Below are 19,123 nucleotides of genomic sequence, written 5' to 3' on the forward strand. Positions count from 1 at the left end.
CGTAGGACGACGGCGCCGGGATATTCTGTGCGCGGGATGTGAATCGCGGGCGCAGAGTCCGCAGGAGGTGCGGGATGACCGGCAGTGCGACCAGGAGCCGGGAGAACACGCGTGCGCGGCTGCTCGAGGCGGCGGCGCTGGTGTTCGCCGAAGAGGGCCTCGACGGTGCGACCGTCGAGGCCGTGTGCGAACGCGCCGGCTTCACGCGCGGGGCGTTCTACTCGAACTTCGAGTCGAAGGACGAGCTGTTCCTCGAACTCGCCGGCACCGTGTCGGCCGAGCGCCTGACGGCCGTGCGGGCGCGGGTGACCGAGCTGAACGAAGCCGGGGCGCTCGCCCAGGACTGCGACGCGACGTCGCTTGTGCAACAGGTGATGGACTCGGGCAAGGACGACCGACTCGGCGTCATGCTGCTCAGCGAGATCCGCCTCCGCGCCCTGCGCGATCACGCCTGGGGTAAGGCCTATCTCAAGCAGGAGCAGGAGATGGTCGCCGGCATCGCCCGGATCATCGACGACATCGCCGCGACCGGCACGATCTCCCTGCGGGTCGACTCCGAGGTCGCCGCCCGCATGCTGCTGATCATCTGGGAGGGCACGACTGTGCGCGGCGCGATGGCCGGCAAGGACGACGCCCAGCTCCGCCGCACGGGCAGCGTCGAACTCGGCCGGATGGTGTCACTGCTGCTCGGCTGAGTGCTCGCCTTCCGCTCACTGGGCGCATCCTGCGGTCATCCGCCATCGGAAGCCGCATTTCGCGACCAGCGAGCGGATCCGGAACGCGCCTATCGGGCGGTCAGCAGCGCATGGCAGCGGGTCACGCGATCGAGCCACCACTCCCGCCGCTCCGCCGGTGCCTCCAGCCGTGCCAGCGCGCCGGGATCCGGCGTCACTCGGGCTGCGGACACCACCCCGCCGTGCGGGCGGGCATCAGCGACGTCATCGGCGAACAGCGACGCGGTGCCGAGGCCGCAGTCGTGGTCGAGCACGGGCAGAGCCGCAGCCAGGGCGGCGCCGAGCGACAGGCCGACCGCGGTGTCCAGCGCGCTCGAGACGACCACGGGCAGCCCCGCGTCGGCGACGATCCGCAGCGCGCGCTCGATGCCGCCGAGCGGCTGGGCCTTGATGACGAGCAGATCCGCCGCACCCGCGCGGGCGACCGCCAGCGGGTCCTCCGCCTTGCGCACGCTCTCGTCCGCCGCGATCGGGATGTCGAGGTAGCGGATCCGCTCGCGCAGCTCGGCGAGCTCCTCGACGGTCGCGCAGGGCTGCTCGGCGTACTCCAGATCGAACGGGGCAAGGGCATGGATCGCACGTTCGGCCTCGTCGACGTTCCAGCCGGCGTTCGCATCGATCCGGATCCTGCCCTCCGGCCCCATCTCCGCCCGCACGGCACGCACTCGGGCGACGTCGTCGGCGAGGCTCTGCCCCGCTTCGGCGACCTTGACCTTCGCCGTGCGGCAGCCGTCGAACAGCGCGAGCACGTCGGGCACCCGGTCCGCCGGCACGGCGGGGATCGTCGCGTTCACACGGATCTCGGCGCGCACCGCGGCCGGCCGCGGGCGCCAGGCGTCCGCGATCGCGGCCGCCAGCCAGGTCGACGCCTCGGCGTCGCCGTACTCGGTGAAGGGGGAGAACTCGGCCCAGCCCTCCGGGCCCTCGAACAGCAGCGCCTCGCGGACGTCCACGCCGCGGAACCTGGTGCGCATCGGGAGCGCGACCACCCGCGCGGAATCGAGGATATCGGCGAGCGCGGGGAGGTCGGTCATGCCCCCATCATGCACCCGCGCATGCCGTCAGCCGATCCGCTTCTGCAGCTCCGCGAGTCGCCCTGAAGGGCGGAATCCGAGGGCGACGTTGACGGCCAGCATGTGCTCGTTCGACTCGGCGTTGTAGGTCACGACCCGCGGCGTCCGCGGCAACTCCTGCTGCAGTCTGCGCAGGTTCTCCAGCTTCACCCGCATGCCGAGCCTGTGGCCGCGGTCCTCCCGGCGCACGAGCGTGCCCCACTGGTACGCGGAACTGTCATCCCCGGAGACCACGAGCTGCGAGTAGGCCGCGACCTGACCGTCCGGGCTGAGCGCGACGACGCAGAATGAGGTGCGGCCCTGCGCGGCCACGAGCTCCTCGCTCTCGCGGACCTCCGCCACGCTGGGGGTCCCGGCCTCGATGTCGAGGTCGCCCATGGGCGCTTCGGTGTCGAGTGAGCTGGAGAGCGCGGCCCACCCCGCGACGAGGTCCTCGGGCACGGGGCCGGTCCAGCTGCGCAGCACGTAGCCGTCGTCGGGGGTTCCCGCGCCCAGGCGATCGAGCAGCTCCGGGGCCACGGGCAGATCGAGCACGCTCTCCCGGTCGCCCAGCGCGAGCGCATACCCGTGCCGGCGGCCGAACTCGACGCCCGGATGCCCTGTGCCGTCGGCGGGCGCGGAGGCGGCCCAACTCGTCTCGGCCAGGAAGGTCCGTCGGGAGCGCGCGATCGCGCGTGCCTCGATCTCCTCGAGAAGCGTGGATCCGACACCGGTCCTCCGCGCGTCCGGCACCACGTACACCGCGACATCGGCGAGATGGGTGTTGTCCTTGAGTGGCAACCCGAGTCCGGCTGCGCCGACGGCGCGGTCTTCGAGCCGGGCGAGGAACACCTGCCGTTCGAACACGGCGGAGGCCTGTCGCAGCTCCTGACGGGTCTCCTCGAGCGACCACAGCACGGCGTCGTCACCGCGGTCGGCGCGCAGGGCGGCGGCGTAGACCTCCCACCAGGCGTCCACTGCCGCGACGTCGAAGGGGTCGACGGGCCGGATGTCGATCGTCATGCCTCCACGCTATGCCGGTCGGACGCTCGAGCTGCTCGCAACGCGTGAGCACTTCGCTCCGCTCGCACCCGGAATAGGCTGGATCCGTGACTGACAAGCTCGTCTCCGACCTGTTCGATCCGGCTGAGTGGACCCTCGCTCCTGGCGCGGGGGAGTACACCGACATCACGGCGCACGTCTCGAACGACGGGCGGATCGCCCGCATCGCCTTCGACAGGCCCGAAGTGCGCAACGCCTTCCGCCCGCACACGGTCGACGAGCTGTATCGCGCCCTGGACGAGGCGCGTCAGGATCCGCGCATCGGCGTCGTGCTGCTCACCGGCAACGGACCGAGCCCGAAGGACGGCGGCTGGGCGTTCTGCTCCGGCGGCGACCAGCGCATCCGCGGTCGCGACGGCTACAAGTACTCCGAGGACGAGGCGGCGGTGCCCGCCGAGGCGCAGGCGCGTGCGGGTCGCCTGCACATCCTCGAGGTGCAGCGGCTGATCCGGTTCATGCCGAAGGTCGTCATCGCGGTCGTGCCCGGCTGGGCGGCCGGCGGTGGGCACTCGCTGCACGTGGTGTGCGACCTCACGATCGCGAGCGCGGAGCACGGCCGGTTCAAGCAGACCGATGCGGATGTGGGATCCTTCGACGCCGGCTACGGATCCGCGTACATGGCACGCCAGACCGGGCAGAAGTTCGCCCGGGAGGTGTTCTTCCTCGCCGAGGAGTACTCCGCCGAGCGCGCGATGCAGGCGGGCGCCGTGAACCGCGTCGTGCCGCACGCCGAGCTCGAGCGCGAGGCGATCGCGATGGCGCGCACGATCCTGACCAAGTCGCCCACCGCGATCCGCATGCTGAAGTTCGCCTTCAACGCCGTCGACGACGGGCTGGTCGGGCAGCAGGTCTTCGCGGGCGAGGCGACCCGCCTGGCGTACGGCACGGACGAGGCGGTCGAGGGCCGCGACTCGTTCCTCCAGAAGCGCGAGCCGGACTGGTCCCCGTACCCCTGGCACTTCTGAACATGGCCTCTTCGGGTTTCGAAGCGCGCAAATGGCTCGATCCGCACCGCGGATGGGATCATCTGCGCGCTTCGAAACCGGGCGGAACGGGCGGCCGGTGGTGAGGCTGCAGGTCGCCGACGGTGCGGATCCGGTTGCGGTCGGCGCGGCGGTGCCTGGGGCGCTCGACGGGGCTGCGCCCCTCGCGCTCGGCTTCGTGCCGGGTCCGGATGGCGAGGTCGCCGAGGGCACCGCGGTCGTCATCGCGACCTCCGGCTCCACGGGCGTGCCCAAGAAGGTCGTGCTCTCCGCCGCCGCCCTGCGCGCGAGCGCGGAGGCGACAGCGCTCCGTATCGGATCGGGCCGCTGGCTGCTCGCGCTGTCCGCCGGCTATGTGGCGGGGCTCCAGGTGCTCGTGCGGGCGCACCTCGCGCGCACGATGCCCGTACTCCTGGACGGGCGGTTCACGCCGGCCTCGTTCGTCGCGGCGACGCGCGAGTTCGGCGCAGAGCCCCGATACACGTCGCTCGTGCCGGCGCAGCTGGCGACGCTGCTCGATGCCGCCGATGACCGCGACGTCCAGGCCGCGCTGGCGTCGTACGAGGCCGTGCTCATCGGCGGGCAGGCGCTTCCGCCTGCCCAACGGGAACGCGCCCGGGGCCTCGGCGCCAGGATCGTGCGCACCTACGGATCCAGCGAGACCGCCGGTGGCTGCGTGTACGACGGCCTCCCGCTGGACGGTGTGCGCGCCGCTGTCGTCGACGGCGAGATCCGTCTCGCCGGGCCGACACTCGCCGACGGCTACCTCGGCGACCCCGACCTGACCGCGCGCACGTTCGTCGCCGACGGGGCCGGCGACCGCTGGTACCGCACGGGCGACGCCGGAACCGTCTCCGACGGCGCGGTCGCCGTGACCGGGCGCATCGACAACGTCATCGTCTCGGGCGGCGTGAACATCTCCCTCGATCGGGTCGAGCGCGCCGTGCGCGCCGTGCCGGGCCTCGAGGGCGCGGTCGTCGTGGCGATCGATCACGACCGATGGGGCCAGGCGTCCGCGATCGTGGCCGCCGGCCCGGACGGCGCGGCGGGCGCGCTGCTGTCCGCCGCGCGGGACAGGGTCGCGACCGAGGTGGGAGCGCCCGCCCGGCCGGACCGGATCCTGCTCGTCGCCGACCTTCCGCTGCTCGCCTCGGGCAAGCCCGACCGCCGCGCGATCGCCGCGCTGGCCGGGGGTCACGCGGCGACGGATACATCTCCCGGCGGATGACCGCATCGGATCCGGTCGCGTACCGTGAGGGGGTGTTCCGCACCATCCCGCGCTTCTGGCTCGTCTTCGACATCGTGGGCAGCGCCATCGGCCTCCTGCTGACGCTGCCGCTCACGTACACGTTCGAGGCCGGCACCATGAGCCGGTGGATCCCCGACGGGCCGGTCTCGGTCGTGCTGGTGCTGCTGGTCGCGGTGATCCTCTGGGGTGCGGCCGCGATCAGCCGGCTCTCTCCGGTGCTCGCCCTGATCGTGGCCTGGATCGGCGCCCTGCTGCAGATGGCGTGCGGATTCTCCCCGGGCGCTTACGACCTCGCGATCCTCGCCGTGGTCTTCGCGACCTCGGCGTGGGGCTCGATGCGCCTGCTCTGGATCGGCGGCGCATCGGCGCTGGGCGGGGGGATCCTCGCGGGCGGCTACATGTCGCTGATCAACGAGGAGGCGCTTCTCCAGGACACCGAGACGGGCCTGCGCATCGCGCTGGTCGCCGTGCTCCTGGGCACGGTGTCCGTGCTCACCCTGGTGATGGCATGGGGTGCCGGCCTGCTGTGGCGGGTCGTGCTGAACGGTCGTCGCACGCGCGACGCGCAGGTGCGCGCCGAGGCCGTCGCCGTCGCGGAGCAGGAGCGGGTGCGGATCGCCCGCGACATGCACGACGTGGTCGCGCACTCCCTCGCGGTGGTGATCGCCCAGTCGGACGGTGCGCGCTATGCCGCGGCCGCGGATCCGGCGCAGGCGACCGCGGCGCTCACCACGATCGGGCAGACGGCGCGGGCGGCCCTCTCCGATGTGCGGCTGCTGCTCGCGCAGCTGCGGCACAGCGAGGGGCAGGGACCGCAGCCCACACTGGCCGACCTCGAGACGCTGTACACGCAGGTGCGCGCCGCCGGCATCGAACCGCGCGTCACGGTCGACCCGATGCCGCCGGGGGAGCCGCCGGCCGGCATCCAGCTGGCGGTGTACCGCATCCTGCAGGAGGCGCTGACCAACGCGATCCGGCACGGTACCGGCGATGTCGACATCTGGCTCGGCTGGCATCCGGACGGCGTGCAGATCACGGTCCGCAACGGTGTGCCGCCGGTGCCGCGGCAGGCGCACACCGAGCGCGGACACGGCCTGATCGGCATGCGCGAGCGCGCGCAGCTGGTCGGCGGGACGCTCAGCGCGGAGCTCGAGGCGGAGGGCTTCGTCGTGCGTGCCGCGCTCCCGATCGGGCCGACCGCGCCCTGATCTGCGGTCCCGGGCCCGCGCCGGAGGATGACAGACTCTCTGGAGGCGCGGATCCCATCGCGCGGAACGAGGAGGCAGGATGATCCGGGTCGTGCTGGTCGACGATCAGGCGCTGTTCCGTGCCGGAATACGCATGCTCGTCGCGTCCCAGCCCGACCTCGAGGTCGTCGGCGAGGCGGGGAACGGGCAGGAGGCCATCGAGGTCGTGCGGGCGACGCGCCCCGACGTCGTGATGATGGACATCCGGATGCCGGTCATGGACGGCCTGACCGCCGCGGCGCGCATCCTGGAGGAGGCGGAGCCGCCGCGCATCGTGATGCTCACGACCTTCGACCTCGACGAGGCGGCCGCGCGCGCGATCCGTCAGGGGGCGAGCGGCTTCCTGCTGAAGGATGCGGATCCGGAGTTCCTGCTCGCGGCGATCCGCACGGTGCACTCGGGATCGAGCGTGATCGCGGCTTCCGCCACCCGCGACCTCTTCGCGCACTTCGCAGCGCCCGCGCAGACTCCGGTGCCGGCGAGCTACGGCGATCTCACCGAGCGTGAGAAGGAGATCTTCGCGCTCGCGGCGCGCGGCCTGTCCAACGCCGAGATCGCCGCTCGCGAGTTCCTCTCCGAGGCTACCGTGAAGACGCACATCAGCCGCATCCTCGCCAAGCTCGCCCTGCGCGATCGGGTGCAGCTCGTGGTGTTCGCGTTCGAGCACGGCCTGAACTGACCCGCCCTCAGCCCGCCTCCTGCAGCTGTCCTGCTAGCGCTCAGTCCGCCTCGCGCAGCAGCTCCCACAGCGCGCGTGCGGCGCGGGTCGGCGTCGCCCGCCACACCACGCCGAGGCGCGAGCGCACGTGCGGAGCGTCGATCGGGATCGCTCGGATCCCCTCCCAGCGTCGGCAGGTAGCGGCACTGACGACACCGACGCCGAGGCCGCGCACCGCGAGCTTCTCGACCGCGGAGGGCGTGGACACCTCCCAATGCGGGGTCCCCGCGCCCGGGCGTCCGGCCAGCAGGGCGTCCAGCGCCGCCCGGTCGCCGGTGCCCTCCGGGAGGGCGATGAGGTCCATGCCGATCAGCTCGTCCGGGCGGATACGACGCCGCGCCGCCCAGGGATGGGAGGGCGCCACCACGGCGACCATCGGATCGTCGAACACGACCTCGGACCCCAGACCCTCCGGCGCCTGCTCAGCCCAGGCGACGAGCGCGATGTCGATCTCGCCGCGGCGGACCGCGCCGGTGAGCTGGGCGGACGTGTCCTCGCGCAGCCTCAGCTCGAGCCCCGGATGCGCAGCGCTGATCTCGGCGAGCGCGTCGTAGAACCGCGGCCAGGTGAGGCCGAACACGGTGCCGACGCGGAGCGTCCCGAGCAGCAGTCCGCGCAGGTCGGCGGCGGTGGCGCCGATCTCGCCGATCGCCTCGAGCGCCGCCCGGATCGCGGGCATGAGCCGCTCGCCCTCCTGGGTGAGAGCCACTCGGCGCGAAGTGCGGTCGAACAGGGCGATGCCGAGCTCGCGCTCGAGCTTCTGCACCTGCGTGCTCACGCCGGACTGACTCACACGCACACGTGCGGCGGCCGCGGTGAAGGAGCCGGTCTCGACGACGGCGAGGACGTAGCGCAACTGGTGGAGTTCCATCTCTCAGACAGATGATAGCGATAGGGATCAGCTGTTGGACGGATGGATCCGCATCGTCGATTCTGAAGAGGACGAAAGGAAACACCATGACCATCACCGAGACCTCGACCCAGACCGAGTCGACCGTCCCGATCCCCGTCCGTCTCGACATCGACACGGTCGCCCCGCGCTTCTCCCGGGCGCTCGCCGGGCTCGACGCGGCGATGGTCCGCGAGCTCGACGCCGCGGGCATCGACGCACGGCTGCGCGAGCTGGTGCGGCTGCGGGCGTCGCAGATCAACGGCTGCAGCTACTGCGTCGACCTGCACGCGGGCGACGCCGCCAAGGCCGGCGACACCGCCGCCCGGATCGCCGCGGTCGCGGTGTGGCAGGAGTCGCCGTTCTTCACCGCGCGGGAGCGTGCCGCGTTCGCGCTCACCGAGAGCATCACCCGCCTCTCCGAGACGCATGTGCCGGACGCGGACTGGGCGGCCGCCGCCACGCGCTTCTCGCCGGAGGAGCTCGGTGCGCTCGTCTCGCTCATCGTGGTGATCAACGCCTGGAACGCGGTCGGCGTCTCCACGCACGCCTGGACCGGATCGATGTGAGCCGCGAGCCCGATCGCGCCGGGCGGGTCGCCCTGGCCGTCAACCGGCCGGGGTGACCTCGGATCGATCTCGAGCCCTCGGCGAATTCACAGGGACCTAGACTGTCTATGCATCGACTGTCTAGGTAAAGTCGGCTCATGGCAGACGAACGACTCCGAGGCAATCTCGAGATGCTGATCCTGGCGACGCTCGCGCGCGGATCCGCCCACGGCTACGCGCTCGCCGAGGCGCTGCGCACGGCGAGCGGCGGCGAGTTCGACGTGCCGGAGGGCTCGCTGTATCCGGCGCTGCACCGGCTGGAGCGAACCGGTTCGATCGCGAGCGAATGGGTGCACGACGGTCGGCGGCGCCGGGTCTACGCGATCACGCCCGTCGGTGCGGCTCAGCTGACCCGGGAGGCCGGAGCGTGGCAGCGTTTCGCCGACGGGGTGGCCTCGACGCTGGCGGCTCCCGCGATCCGGCCGGCCGTGCAGGGGGCGTGAGATGACCGACGCGATCGATCGCTACGTGGCGCAGCTCGCCGACCGCCTGGGCGCGGGCGAGGACACCTGGCGCCTGCTCGCCGAGACGGACGGGCACCTGCGCGATGCGCAGGCGGCCCTTCAGGCGCAGGGAGTGGAATCCGCCGAGGCTGCGGAGGCCGCCGTGCGACGATTCGGAGACCAGGCCGCCGTGGCCAGGACGCGTTCTCCGCGGCGCCGGGTCCTGGGACTTCTCAGCGGAGGATGGCTCGTCGTCGCCCTCGGGTTCATCGTGATCGGGCTCAGCGGGCTGGTGTCCTGGGCGCTCGAGGCGATCTGGGGGCCCGCATTCCTCGCCGGCGACACGTACGGCGTGACGTACACGGCTGCGCGATGCGGCGACTTCCTGGGGTTCTTCCCGCAGGCGGGCAGCTGTGCGGCCGCTGCGGCGATGCACCACTCCGACGAGATCGTCTCCGAGCGGCTCGCGGCCGGAGTCCTCGGCATCATCCTGCTCGCGGTCTGGTTGTTGGTCCGGCGTCTCCGCGGGGCCGTGCCGATCGCGCGGGAGAACCGGCGCATGCTGCTCATCGCGAGCGCCGTGGCCTTCCTTGGCGTAGGCCTGGTCGGGTTCGGCTCGGGTGCGCTCTCGGTCGCCCTCGACCTCGTGCGGGGGCTCGCCGTGGCCGGGGTCGGCGTGCGCCTCAGTGATGGCGCGATCGCCCTGGTCGCGGGCGTCGTCGCCCTCGTCGTTCTTGCTCGCTTCCTCCGCCACGGCGTCTCCGCACCCGCCGCGCCGACTCCTGCCTGAGCCCCTCCTCCTTCGCCCCGGAGGCGGAAACGGCGGTGGGCGCCAAGACGACGGGTGCGCTCAGCGCAGGAGCTGGAGCGCGTCGGCCGCCGGGCTGCCGGGAGCGGCGATGTGGGTGAGGAGGCGCTGACCGTTGCCGTCAGGCAGGTGCAGTGCCTCGTAGTGCAGATCGACGTCGCCGACGAGGGGGTGGTGCAGCCTCTTCTCGCCGCTCGAGCAGAGTCTGACATCGTGCTTCGCCCAGAGCCGGGCGAAGTCCGCGCTCCGCATCGCGAGGTCGCCGACGAGTTCGGCGAGCATCCGGTCGTCCGGGTACTGCGCGGCGATGTAACGCAGTGAGGAGACCGCGAGCGCCGCCTCGTCGGCCCAGTCGCGATGGAGCTCGCGAGTGTGAGGGTCGAGGAAGAGCATCCGCATCTGGTTGGGTCGCGTCGCGGGGGCGTCCGGCGCCGTGAAGGGGAGATGCCCGGCCAGCAGAGCATGCCCCAACGGGTTCCAGGCCAGGATGTCGTTGCGTCGGCCCAGGAGCAACGCGGGAACCGCGGGCATCGACGCGAGCAGCGCGAGCGCGCCGGTGTTCGGAACCTCCGCGCGGGTGCCGCGTCGGCGCGGGGCGGGAGTCGGCCGCGCCAGCTCGAAGAGATGCGCGCGTTCTGCGTCGTCGAGGTCCAAGGCTCGGGCGAGCGCGTCGATGATCGAGTCGCTCGCGTTCGCGGAATGGCCCTGCTCGAGCCGGGTGTAGTAGTTCACCGAGATGCCCGCGATCTGGGCGAGCTCCTCGCGTCGCAGTCCAGGCACCCTGCGCGCACCCCACATGCTGATCCCGACGTCGGCCGGCGCGACGGCGTCCCGCCGGCTGCGGAGGAAGTCACCGAGTTCGCTCGCCGGGCGGGCGTGTTGGCGGGTGCTCATCGTTCCAGTGTGGCGGACTGCTCGACCTGCAGGGTGCCCCTGTCGGTGGTACCCAGCGCAGGATCTGGTTGAGAGTCATGTCGCGTTCGAAGGTTGACGACATGACTGCTCATCCCTCGCTCACGCCCGCTGGTCCGCGCGCGCCGCGCTCCGTCTTCAGTATCAGACAGCGCGTCGCGCTCCTCGTCCTGCTCACAGCGAGCTTCACGCTGGCCGTGGACTTCTCGATCCTCAACGTCGCTCTGCCGCGCATCGGCGTCGACGTCGGGTTCGGCCTCGCCGACCTGCAATGGATCTCGACCGCCTTCGCCGTGTGCGCTGCAGGGTTCACGTTGCTCTTCGGCCGCTTCGCCGACCTGTTCGGGCGGCGACGTCAGTTCCTCGCCGGGATCGCGCTCCTCGGCGCGGCCTCCCTGGTCGGTGGACTCGCCGACGAACCCTGGCTGCTCCTGATGGCGCGCGTGGCGCAGGGCATCGCCACCGCCGCGGTGACTCCGGCGGCACTGTCGCTGCTGACCACTTCTTTTCCGGAGGGAGCGATGCGGGAGAAGGCCCTCGGCATCAATGGGGCGCTGATGGCTGCGGGCTTCACCACGGGGGCGATCCTCGGCGGTCTCCTCACTGACCTGATCAGCTGGCGATGGGCGTTCTTCGTCAACGTGATCGTCGCGGTGGCCGTGCTGGTGATCGGTCCGGCGGTGCTGAAGGAGACCAGGGCGCCGCAGCGTCGACGGCTGGACGCGGCGGGAGCCGTGACGGTGACCTTGGCGCTCGTCGCGGGAGTGTACGGCCTGACCCAGGCCGGCCAGCATTCCTGGGGTGACATGCGGAGCTGGGGGCCTCTGGGAATCGCCGCTGTCCTGGTCGTCGCGTTCCTTCTCATCGAGCGTGCGGTGCCGGAACCGTTGGTGCCGCTGCGGGTGCTGTCGCGGCGGACGACCGGCTGGGGCAATGTCGCCGGCATCCTCGCCTTCGCCACGCAGACATCCGTGGTCTTCCTGCTGACGGTCTTCCTCCAGGAGGTGCGCGGATACACCGCGCTGCAGGCGGGGCTCGCATTCGCGGTGATGGGCATGGGCACCGTGATCGGAGGGGTGATCGCACCGCGGATCATCGGCTGGATCGGGGGCAGGCGCGCCATCGTCGCCGGCCTCGTGATCCAGGGGCTCGCCACGATCCCGCTCGCGTTCCTCGGCGATCTGCAGGCATGGCTGGCCGTGCTCCTGATCGCGACCTTCATCGGCGGCGTCGCCAATCTTGTCGCCATCGTCGGGTTCATGGTCACCGCCACCTCTGGCCTGCCGGACGCCGAGCAGGGGCTGGCGACAGGGCTGGCGACCATGAGCCAGCAGATCGGCATCGCCCTGGGCACGCCCGTCATGTCGGCGATCGTGACCGCAGCCGCCGGGGCCGCGGTGGTGGGGACCCTCCCGGTGCTGACAGGGGTGTCGACCGCTCTCTCGATCAATGCGGCCGTCTGCTTCGCGGGCGCGGTCGTGACGGCATTCGCGATTCCGCGCGCACCGAAGAAGGCGGCCTGAGTCTCCCGCAAGGTGGCGACGCGCGAGAGGAGGCGCGGATCATCCTTGCGATGTACGGGGATGGATCCGCAGGCCGACGCGGAGGGCCGATGCGGATCCTTAGCGTCGAAGGCATGGAGATCACGACGACCGACCTGGGTCTTGCGGCCCGCGTCCAGCACCTCACCAAGACCTACGGATCCGGCGAGGGCGCGGTGCGCGCCCTCGACGATGTCAGCGTCGGCATCCGCCGTGGCCAGTTCACGGCGATCATGGGCGCCTCAGGGTCCGGCAAGTCCACGCTCATGCACATCATGGCGGGGCTCGACACCCCCACTCAGGGTCGCGCCTGGATCGGCGACACCGAGATCACGGGGCTCGGCGACCTCGACCTCACGATCCTGCGCCGTCGCCGCGTGGGCTTCGTCTTCCAGGCCTTCAACCTGATTCCCACCCTCGACGCGCTCGGCAACATCCTGTTGCCGTTCGAGCTGGACGGGCGCCGTCCCTCCGCGATCGAGCGGGCGCGGATCGACTCGCTGGTCGACATCCTCGGGATCGGGCCGCGCCTGCGGCACCGCCCGCACCAGCTCTCCGGCGGTCAGCAGCAGCGGGTGGCGATCGCCCGGGCGCTGGCCACCGCACCGGATCTCGTCTTCGCCGACGAGCCCACCGGAAACCTCGACTCCGCCTCCGGTCGCGAGGTGCTGCAGTTGCTCTCCACCGCGAGTCGTGAGCAGGGCCAGTCGATCGCCATGGTCACGCACGACGCGGTCGCTGCCAGCTACGCCGACCGCGTGCTGTTCCTCGGCGACGGCCGGATCGTCGCCGACCACCCTCGTCGCAGTGCCGACGAGATCGCCACGCTCATGCTCTCCGGCGGGGCTCCTGCGCCCGTGGGTGCGCACTCGGCGGGGGTGCCGGCATGACCGCCGTCGCCCCGACCCTGCTCGAGACTCCGCTGACCCCGTCGCGGCTCGCGTTCCTGCGGGAGCGCGGCATGGGCTCGAGCGTCTTCGTCGCCGCCCTCACCGCCGCCTTCGGTGTGATCCTCGTCGACACCACGTTCTACCTGGGCGCCCTGCTGCAGAACGATCCGTTCCTCGGCGACAGCGAGACCCTCGCCTACGTGGTGCGGATCCTGTCGGTGCTGCTCACCGCCGTGGCGATGTATGTCGCCGCGATCGTCACCGCCAACACGTTCGCCACCATCGTCGCCGGCCGCACCCGGCGCATCGCCCTGATGCGGCTGATCGGCGCCTCGGCGCGGGCGCAGCGGTCGGAGGTCGCGAGTCAGGGACTCGCGGTCGGCGTCATCGGCGCCGTGCTGGGGCTCGCCGCGGGCGTCCTGCTGAGCTGGGCCGGTGCCGCGATCGGATCCCTCGTCTTCGACCACCCGCCGCAGGGCTTCTCGCCGCTGCAGCCGGGGGCGCTGATCCCCGCCGTCGGCGTGGCGCTGACCACGTGGCTCGCCGCCTGGGCCGGATCCAGGCGCGTGCTGACCGTCACCCCGCTGCAGGCACTGGCGGGTTCCGCAGAGCGCTCGGTCGCCGAGACCGGGGCAGGCGTGACCAGGCATCTCGGCGCGATCACGATGTTCGTGCTCGGCGGCGTGCTGCTGGCCGGCGGTGTCGTGGTCGGGCTGTCCTCGCCGCTCGGCGTCGTGGTGGCCTTCTTCGGCGGAGTGTTCTCGTTCAGCGGGCTCGCGATCGGATCGGTGCTGGTGATGCCGCCCGTGCTGCGGCTGGTGGGGCGCCTGTTCGGCCGCGGTGTGACGGCCCGCCTCGCCGCTGAGAACGCGCTGCGCCATCCCGAACGCTCGAGCCGCATGGCCATCGGCGTGGTGATGGGGGTCACGCTCGTGACCATGTTCGCCGTGGCGCTGGAATCGGCGAAGGCGCTCATGGTGCGCTCGAGCGCCGAGGAGCTGCCGCCCGGGTTCTTCGCCCCGTTCGACGCCTTCGGCACCGTGATGATGGTGCTGGTCGCGGTGTCGGCGGTGATCGCCGCGGTCGGGCTGGTGAACCTGCTCACGATCGGCGTCGTGCAGCGCCGCCGCGAACTGGGCCTGCTGCGCGCGATCGGGCTGAGCAGCCGCCAGGTGCGCCGCATGGTGCTGCTCGAGGCCGCGCACGTGACGATCGCCGCCACGGCGACGGGCCTCGTGCTGGGTGTCGCCTACGGCTGGATCGCCGCGCAGTCGCTGCTCGGATCCGTCCCTTCGATGCCCGACTTCCATCCCGCGGGGCTCATCCCGCCGGTCGTGCCGTGGATCCCGGTCGTCGCGATCGTGGCCTGCACCGCTGTGCTCACGCTCGTGGCCTCCGCCACCCCGACCCGGCTCGCGACCCGCGTCGCCCCGGTCGAGGCTCTCGCCGCGGACTGAGGATCGGCTCGGCGCGGACGGAGTCAGGCAGGGCCGCGAGACTGCTCCGCGGCCCTGTCCCAGCCGCGCGCGAGACGGCGGATCCGCCACCCGCGCCATTGCCATGCCGCCCACAGCACGGGCAGGAGCAGAGCGGATCCGGGCCCCGCGAACACGAGCCGGTCGCGCCAGAGCGCCCGACCGTCCGGCAGGGCGGAGACGGCCATCCGGTGGTCCCAGACATCGAGGGAGGCGAGCGGACCGGTGAGCGGGATGCCGCTGTCGCGCAGGATCCGCACGGTCTCGCCCTTGTGCTCACGGGACTCGTCGTACGCCCCGATCAGCTGGGTGCCCACGGTGATCAGACCGAACAGGCGCAGCCGCACCGCGCTGTGCAGCAGGGAGCCCTCGTCGGCGTGCGTGAGGGGTTCGACGACGAGCACGGGTGCGTACAGTGCGGTGAGCACGGCAGGGGAATGAAGAGCCGCCCACGCGGCGTCCGCGCTCGCGGAGATCCGGAATTTCAGCTGCACGTGCCGCAGCTTCAGATTCGTGGTCGTCATCGCGGCAGCACCGCCGCCCGGCGGTCCGCGGCTGTGATCTCGCGGCGGGTCCAGACCAGCAGGAAGCGGTCGTCGTAGCGACGCGAGCAGCGCGCGCACGAGGACGCCCGAGTGGGGCGCCGGTGCCGGTACGTCACATGGCCGGTCGGACAGCGGCCCACCCACGGCGCCAGCTCGGTCGCCGTCTCGCCGTGGTGCGTGGTGCCGCCCACGTATCCCAGCGTGCGGGCGACTCGCTTCCAGGCGGCTCCATGCGCGGCGTCGTGGCCGGCCACGGCGTGGGCCACCTCGTGCAGGAGCACCTGGTGGATCTCGTCGTCCTCGAACCGCGCCGCGAGATAGCGGGAGACGGTGATCCGCTTGTCGCGGTAGTTGCAGGCGCCGGCGCGGCGCTTGGCGTTGTCGAAGCCGAACGTCCAGGTCGGATCCAGATGCAGGCGGATCAAGGCCTCGCCCCAGATCCGCACTCGCTCCAACTCGGCCATGCATTCACGTTAGGCGATGCCGGGGACACTCCGGCGCGCAGCTCGCGCAGCACGCGGATCCATGCCCGGGTCCGCGTCGGCCGTGCTCGGTCCCACGTCAGCCGTTGACGGCCACCGGGTCGCGCCGGCGCTCGACCGTGTCGACCGCGAGCAGCGCGGCCTCCAGCGCCGCATCGTCGGCGCCGGCCTCGCGACGCAGGAACACGGTGCGCTTGAAGCTCTCCCTGGCCTGGTCGAAGTCTCCGGCCTCGAACGCGTTGCGGCCGCGGTGCTGGTGCGCGAACGCGGCGATCGGCACCCAGCCCTGGCCCTCGGCCTCCGCCACGCAGGCCGTCAGCTCGTGGTCGGCGGCGGCGTGCGCCCCGCGGTACTGCTGCACCGTGGCGCGCAGCACGCGAGCGCGCAGCAGGTCCTTGCGGGTGCCCGCCATACGGGCTTGCCGCACGGCCTCGTCGGCCAGCACGAGTGCGTCGTCCAGGCGGTCGAGCACCTTCAGCAGCCACACCCGCTCGAGCATCGACGGGAGGCTCCGCAGGTCGGAGATCTCGACCAGTCGCGCCTCGCACTCGGCCGGATCCACCAGCTCGCGCAGAGAGTCCGGGTCGTATCCCTTGATGTAGCCCACGCGCCCGTCCTCCTGCACTGCCTCGCCGTGTCCTCCAGTCTGCCTGCGTCTGCGGCGCATCCGCGAAGGCCCCAGGGCGTGCCGTGAGAAACCGGTGCTTCGGGCTGAGCGACGCGACCGGATCCTGAGAGCATCCGGTGTCCGAGGGCCGTGCGATCAGACGCTCAGCGCAGGAAGAGGCCGGCATCCGGCCGGGGCGAGGCCACCGCGGTGGCGTCGGTGACGATCGCCGCATCCTTGGCGAACGCGGTCACCTCGGCGCCGTGGGCCAGCTTCGCCGGATGCGGACCCGCGGCGAGGATGCGTGGCAGCGCGTCGGCCGGGAGCGGCCCGTTCGACGCCGCGAGCACGAGGTTGCCGAACCGGCGGCCCTTCAGGATCTGGGCGTCGGCGAGGATCGCGACCTCCGGCAGCACCGCGCGGATGGTCGCCACCTGGCGTCGGGCGAACGCGAGGCCGGGGCCGTCGGCGACGTTCACGAGCAGCACGCCGGCCGGCGCCAGCAGCTGGGCGAGCTCGGCGTAGAACTCGACGCTGGTCAGGTGCGCGGGAGTCTGCGCGCCCGAGTAGACGTCGGCGACCACCAGGTCGACCGACCCGCGCAGCGCCGGCGGAAGGCGGCGCACGCCTTCGCGGGCGTCGCCGATGCGTATGCGGATCGCGGCCCCCCGCGGCAGCGGAAGATGTTCGCGCACCAGCTCGACCAGTGGGGCCTCCAGCTCGATCACCTGCTGCCGGGATCCGGGGCGAGTGGCCGCGATGTAGCGCGGGATGGTCAGCGCGCCGGCTCCGAGGTGCACGGCGGTGATCGCCGCGCCGGGGGAGGTGAGCTGGTCGATCAGGGCGCCCATCCGCACGATGTACTCGAAGTGCAGATGGGTGGGATCGGCGAGGTCCACGTGCGACTGCGGGGTCTCGTCGATGAGCAGTTCGAACCCGCCGCCGAACTCCGCGGGGATCACCCGCGCGATCCCGCCGGATCCCAGACGTGCCGCCGGATGGTCGGTGTCCTTCGCCCGCGCTCTGCCCATGACACGAGCGTAGGGCGATCCGCGGCGACCTGCGCGCCGGCGCCGATCGTCGCCGCGGAGCAGGAGCACGGCGGCCGTCGCATGCTTGCACCAGTTTTGTTAGTAGTGGATGCTTAATGCGGCGCGACGACGCCGACGGATCGACGAGGAGACCCATGACGCCCGACCGCAGCGCCGCCCATGCCGACGATCTCTCCCGCCTCGCCAACGGCGTGCTGTGGCCCGGCTTCTTCGGCGCCGAACTGCCGGACTGGCTCGCCGCGGAACTGCGGGGCGGCCTCGCCGGCGTCGTCTACTTCGCGCAGAACCTCTCGCCGCACCTGGACCGTCTGAGCGCGGCGATCCACGACGCCAACCCTCGTGCGCTCATCGGCATCGACGAGGAGGGCGGCAGTGTCACCCGCCTCGAGGGCCTCACCGGGTCGACCGTCCCGGGCGCTGCGCAGCTCGGCGCCCTCGACGACTCCGCCGCCACGCGCGCGACCGGAGCGGAACTCGCCCGCCGCGTCCGCGAGGCGGGCGGCGACGTGCTCATCGGCCCCGTCGCCGACGTCAACACCGATCCGCGCAACCCCGTCATCGGGGTGCGGGCGTTCGGAGCGCAGACCGGGCTGGTGTCCCGGCACGCCGCGGCGGAGATCGAGGGCATCCAGGGATCCGGCGTCGCGGCATGCGTCAAGCACTTCCCCGGCCACGGCGACACCGCGGTCGACTCGCACCACGGTCTGCCGCGGATCGCGGGGGATCCGGCTGACTTCGATCGGGTGCACGTCGAGCCGTTCCGCGCCGCGATCGCGGCGGGGGCGCTGTCCGTGATGACGGCGCACATCGTCGTCCCTGCATGGGGGGAGGCGCCCGCCACGCTCAACCCCCGCGTGCTCGGGATGCTCCGCGCCGAGGGGTTCGACGGCGTGATCGTGACCGACGCCCTCGACATGGCGGCGATCCGGGAGTCGGTCGGCATCGGCGGGGGAGCGGTCGGCGCGCTTGCCGCGGGGGCCGACCTGCTCTGCATCGGCAACCCGACCAACCCGGGGGACGCCGCGGCGGTCGATCAGGATCAGCGCGACTTCCATGCCGCGAAGGACGCGATCGTCGAGGCGCTCGCCGATGGAACGCTGAGCGTTCAGCGCGTCGCCGAGGCGGGAGCGCGGGCCGCGCGTCTGGCCGACCTGCTCGCCGCGGAGCGTGCCGGCGTGGACGCGGTCCCGCCGGCCGACATGCGCGACATCGTGCGCCGTTCGCTCACCGTGCGCGGCGACCTCGGCGCCGCGACGGGCGGACTCGCGGTGCTGGATGCGCGTCGCCGCGCGACCCTCGCCGTCGACAGCGCCGCGCCGTACGTCGTCGACGCGCTGGCGGCCGGCAGCTGGTCACGTCGGGTCGATGTCGAGCGCGCCGGTGCCGCGGAGATCGCGGGAGCCGTCGACGAGGCCCGCTCCGCGGCCTCCGCGAGCGGATCCCGGATCGCGGTGCTGGTCGACCGGATCGATACCGACGAGGCGCAGCGCAGGTTCGTCGCGGCGGTCGCGGACGCTGCTCCCGGTGCGGTCGTCGTGAACGTCGGCCTGCCCGGCGCCGACGTCGCACTGCCCGTCGTGGACGTGCGCGCCAGCAGCAGGATCGCTGCCGAGCTCGCTCGAGAGATGCTCGTCCGCGCCTGACGCCCGTGGTTATACCCCCCTCGGGGCAGAAGGTCAAGAATCGCGCTTGCCATGTCGCGATTTCGGAACTATAGTTGATCTTTGCGCCTCGCTCCTCCCTGCCCTCATATGGTGGTCGGCAGAACTCCGTACGTCCTCGCTCCTCGACAGAGCGCCTTCGGCGTGCGGCCGTGTGACGCGGCG

The 19,123-nt window shown here is 72.1% G+C and carries 20 protein-coding genes; 12 read left to right on the plus strand and 8 right to left on the minus strand.

Features of this window, described 5'->3' with window-relative positions; genetic code table 11:
- Positions 1-74 precede the first annotated feature (74 nt).
- Entirely contained in the window at positions 75-695 is a 621-nt protein-coding gene (locus tag ACTJI8_RS19485) for a TetR/AcrR family transcriptional regulator (RefSeq protein ID WP_440735093.1), read from the plus strand.
- A gap of 89 nt (positions 696-784) precedes the next feature.
- On the opposite strand, the gene ACTJI8_RS19490 is transcribed toward ACTJI8_RS19485, so the two are convergent.
- Both ACTJI8_RS19490 and ACTJI8_RS19495 read right to left on the minus strand, forming a co-directional pair.
- On the minus strand, positions 785-1,768 hold the full coding sequence (locus ACTJI8_RS19490) for an o-succinylbenzoate synthase (RefSeq protein WP_440735094.1): 984 nt from the start codon (positions 1,766-1,768) through the stop codon (positions 785-787).
- 27 nt (positions 1,769-1,795) lie between these two features.
- Complete coding sequence (locus tag ACTJI8_RS19495) at positions 1,796-2,809, minus strand: N-acetyltransferase family protein (RefSeq protein WP_440735095.1); 1,014 nt, start codon at positions 2,807-2,809, stop codon at positions 1,796-1,798.
- 86 nt (positions 2,810-2,895) lie between these two features.
- Here ACTJI8_RS19495 and ACTJI8_RS19500 point away from each other — a divergent pair, with 86 nt between their 5' ends.
- The 4 genes from ACTJI8_RS19500 (at position 2,896) to ACTJI8_RS19515 (ending at position 7,006) form a co-directional block, all read left to right on the plus strand.
- Positions 2,896-3,813: a 1,4-dihydroxy-2-naphthoyl-CoA synthase gene (locus tag ACTJI8_RS19500; protein ID WP_440735096.1), complete on the plus strand. Its 918-nt coding sequence runs from the start codon at positions 2,896-2,898 to the stop codon at positions 3,811-3,813.
- Positions 3,814-3,913: 100 nt separating this feature from the next.
- Entirely contained in the window at positions 3,914-5,059 is a 1,146-nt protein-coding gene (locus ACTJI8_RS19505; RefSeq protein WP_440735156.1) for an AMP-binding protein, read from the plus strand.
- Complete coding sequence (locus ACTJI8_RS19510; RefSeq protein ID WP_440735097.1) at positions 5,056-6,288, plus strand: sensor histidine kinase; 1,233 nt, start codon at positions 5,056-5,058, stop codon at positions 6,286-6,288. Before ACTJI8_RS19505 ends, ACTJI8_RS19510 begins: the two co-directional genes overlap by 4 nt.
- Before the next feature lie 79 nt (positions 6,289-6,367).
- Positions 6,368-7,006 (plus strand): response regulator, encoded by a 639-nt coding sequence (locus ACTJI8_RS19515; RefSeq protein WP_440735098.1) that lies wholly within the window; start codon positions 6,368-6,370, stop codon positions 7,004-7,006.
- 40 nt (positions 7,007-7,046) lie between these two features.
- Here the strand turns inward: ACTJI8_RS19515 and ACTJI8_RS19520 are convergent, their stop codons facing one another.
- Entirely contained in the window at positions 7,047-7,916 is an 870-nt protein-coding gene (locus ACTJI8_RS19520; RefSeq protein ID WP_440735099.1) for a LysR family transcriptional regulator, read from the minus strand.
- Positions 7,917-8,002: 86 nt separating this feature from the next.
- Between ACTJI8_RS19520 and ACTJI8_RS19525 the strand changes: the two genes are divergently transcribed.
- The 3 genes from ACTJI8_RS19525 to ACTJI8_RS19535 all read left to right on the plus strand — a co-directional run bounded on the left by ACTJI8_RS19525 (position 8,003) and on the right by ACTJI8_RS19535 (position 9,775).
- Positions 8,003-8,503, plus strand: a complete 501-nt coding sequence (locus ACTJI8_RS19525) for a carboxymuconolactone decarboxylase family protein (protein ID WP_440735100.1) — start codon at positions 8,003-8,005, stop codon at positions 8,501-8,503.
- Between the two features lie 137 nt (positions 8,504-8,640).
- Positions 8,641-8,985 (plus strand): helix-turn-helix transcriptional regulator, encoded by a 345-nt coding sequence (locus tag ACTJI8_RS19530; RefSeq protein WP_440735101.1) that lies wholly within the window; start codon positions 8,641-8,643, stop codon positions 8,983-8,985.
- Position 8,986: 1 nt separating this feature from the next.
- Positions 8,987-9,775 carry a hypothetical protein gene (locus ACTJI8_RS19535; RefSeq protein WP_440735102.1) on the plus strand — a complete coding sequence of 263 codons (789 nt, stop codon included), beginning with the start codon at positions 8,987-8,989 and terminating at the stop codon, positions 9,773-9,775.
- A 60-nt stretch (positions 9,776-9,835) separates the two neighbouring features.
- On the opposite strand, the gene ACTJI8_RS19540 is transcribed toward ACTJI8_RS19535, so the two are convergent.
- Entirely contained in the window at positions 9,836-10,687 is an 852-nt protein-coding gene (locus ACTJI8_RS19540) for a helix-turn-helix domain-containing protein (protein WP_440735103.1), read from the minus strand.
- 101 nt (positions 10,688-10,788) lie between these two features.
- On the opposite strand from ACTJI8_RS19540, the gene ACTJI8_RS19545 reads away from it, so the two are divergent.
- The 3 genes from ACTJI8_RS19545 (at position 10,789) to ACTJI8_RS19555 (ending at position 14,593) form a co-directional block, all read left to right on the plus strand.
- Positions 10,789-12,228 carry an MFS transporter gene (locus ACTJI8_RS19545; RefSeq protein WP_440735104.1) on the plus strand — a complete coding sequence of 480 codons (1,440 nt, stop codon included), beginning with the start codon at positions 10,789-10,791 and terminating at the stop codon, positions 12,226-12,228.
- Positions 12,229-12,341: 113 nt separating this feature from the next.
- Positions 12,342-13,136, plus strand: a complete 795-nt coding sequence (locus tag ACTJI8_RS19550; RefSeq protein ID WP_440735105.1) for an ABC transporter ATP-binding protein — start codon at positions 12,342-12,344, stop codon at positions 13,134-13,136.
- Positions 13,133-14,593: an FtsX-like permease family protein gene (locus ACTJI8_RS19555; RefSeq protein WP_440735106.1), complete on the plus strand. Its 1,461-nt coding sequence runs from the start codon at positions 13,133-13,135 to the stop codon at positions 14,591-14,593. The genes ACTJI8_RS19550 and ACTJI8_RS19555 overlap by 4 nt, the downstream gene beginning before the upstream one ends.
- A gap of 23 nt (positions 14,594-14,616) precedes the next feature.
- Here the strand turns inward: ACTJI8_RS19555 and ACTJI8_RS19560 are convergent, their stop codons facing one another.
- From ACTJI8_RS19560 to ACTJI8_RS19575, 4 genes are all read right to left on the minus strand, one after another.
- Entirely contained in the window at positions 14,617-15,135 is a 519-nt protein-coding gene (locus ACTJI8_RS19560; protein WP_440735107.1) for a hypothetical protein, read from the minus strand.
- Positions 15,132-15,620 carry a SprT-like domain-containing protein gene (locus tag ACTJI8_RS19565; RefSeq protein ID WP_440735108.1) on the minus strand — a complete coding sequence of 163 codons (489 nt, stop codon included), beginning with the start codon at positions 15,618-15,620 and terminating at the stop codon, positions 15,132-15,134. Before ACTJI8_RS19565 ends, ACTJI8_RS19560 begins: the two co-directional genes overlap by 4 nt.
- Before the next feature lie 97 nt (positions 15,621-15,717).
- The gene (locus ACTJI8_RS19570) at positions 15,718-16,245 is read right to left on the minus strand and encodes a hypothetical protein (protein WP_440735109.1); all 528 of its coding nucleotides are present in this window, start codon (positions 16,243-16,245) and stop codon (positions 15,718-15,720) included.
- Positions 16,246-16,409: 164 nt separating this feature from the next.
- Positions 16,410-17,276, minus strand: a complete 867-nt coding sequence (locus ACTJI8_RS19575; RefSeq protein WP_440735110.1) for a spermidine synthase — start codon at positions 17,274-17,276, stop codon at positions 16,410-16,412.
- A 155-nt stretch (positions 17,277-17,431) separates the two neighbouring features.
- Here ACTJI8_RS19575 and ACTJI8_RS19580 point away from each other — a divergent pair, with 155 nt between their 5' ends.
- Positions 17,432-18,940 carry a glycoside hydrolase family 3 N-terminal domain-containing protein gene (locus tag ACTJI8_RS19580; RefSeq protein ID WP_440735111.1) on the plus strand — a complete coding sequence of 503 codons (1,509 nt, stop codon included), beginning with the start codon at positions 17,432-17,434 and terminating at the stop codon, positions 18,938-18,940.
- Positions 18,941-19,123 lie beyond the last annotated feature (183 nt).

The sequence above is a fragment of the Microbacterium sp. 22303 genome (assembly GCF_052045265.1).
GTDB lineage: Bacteria > Actinomycetota > Actinomycetes > Actinomycetales > Microbacteriaceae > Microbacterium.

Excerpts from the sequence above, each read along its gene's own strand:
- ACTJI8_RS19515 (WP_440735098.1), top strand. The coding sequence starts at position 6,368 with ATGATCCGGGTCGTGCTGGTCGACGATCAGGCGCTGTTCCGTGCCGGA.
- ACTJI8_RS19520 (WP_440735099.1), bottom strand. The coding sequence starts at position 7,916 with ATGGAACTCCACCAGTTGCGCTACGTCCTCGCCGTCGTCGAGACCGGC.
- ACTJI8_RS19485 (WP_440735093.1), top strand. The coding sequence starts at position 75 with ATGACCGGCAGTGCGACCAGGAGCCGGGAGAACACGCGTGCGCGGCTG.
- ACTJI8_RS19535 (WP_440735102.1), top strand. The coding sequence starts at position 8,987 with ATGACCGACGCGATCGATCGCTACGTGGCGCAGCTCGCCGACCGCCTG.
- ACTJI8_RS19560 (WP_440735107.1), bottom strand. The coding sequence starts at position 15,135 with ATGACGACCACGAATCTGAAGCTGCGGCACGTGCAGCTGAAATTCCGG.
- ACTJI8_RS19575 (WP_440735110.1), bottom strand. The coding sequence starts at position 17,276 with ATGGGCAGAGCGCGGGCGAAGGACACCGACCATCCGGCGGCACGTCTG.
- ACTJI8_RS19510 (WP_440735097.1), top strand. The coding sequence starts at position 5,056 with ATGACCGCATCGGATCCGGTCGCGTACCGTGAGGGGGTGTTCCGCACC.
- ACTJI8_RS19555 (WP_440735106.1), top strand. The coding sequence starts at position 13,133 with ATGACCGCCGTCGCCCCGACCCTGCTCGAGACTCCGCTGACCCCGTCG.
- ACTJI8_RS19530 (WP_440735101.1), top strand. The coding sequence starts at position 8,641 with ATGGCAGACGAACGACTCCGAGGCAATCTCGAGATGCTGATCCTGGCG.
- ACTJI8_RS19580 (WP_440735111.1), top strand. The coding sequence starts at position 17,432 with ATGACGCCCGACCGCAGCGCCGCCCATGCCGACGATCTCTCCCGCCTC.
- ACTJI8_RS19540 (WP_440735103.1), bottom strand. The coding sequence starts at position 10,687 with ATGAGCACCCGCCAACACGCCCGCCCGGCGAGCGAACTCGGTGACTTC.
- ACTJI8_RS19550 (WP_440735105.1), top strand. The coding sequence starts at position 12,342 with ATGGAGATCACGACGACCGACCTGGGTCTTGCGGCCCGCGTCCAGCAC.
- ACTJI8_RS19545 (WP_440735104.1), top strand. The coding sequence starts at position 10,789 with ATGACTGCTCATCCCTCGCTCACGCCCGCTGGTCCGCGCGCGCCGCGC.
- ACTJI8_RS19525 (WP_440735100.1), top strand. The coding sequence starts at position 8,003 with ATGACCATCACCGAGACCTCGACCCAGACCGAGTCGACCGTCCCGATC.
- ACTJI8_RS19565 (WP_440735108.1), bottom strand. The coding sequence starts at position 15,620 with ATGGCCGAGTTGGAGCGAGTGCGGATCTGGGGCGAGGCCTTGATCCGC.
- ACTJI8_RS19495 (WP_440735095.1), bottom strand. The coding sequence starts at position 2,809 with ATGACGATCGACATCCGGCCCGTCGACCCCTTCGACGTCGCGGCAGTG.
- ACTJI8_RS19490 (WP_440735094.1), bottom strand. The coding sequence starts at position 1,768 with ATGACCGACCTCCCCGCGCTCGCCGATATCCTCGATTCCGCGCGGGTG.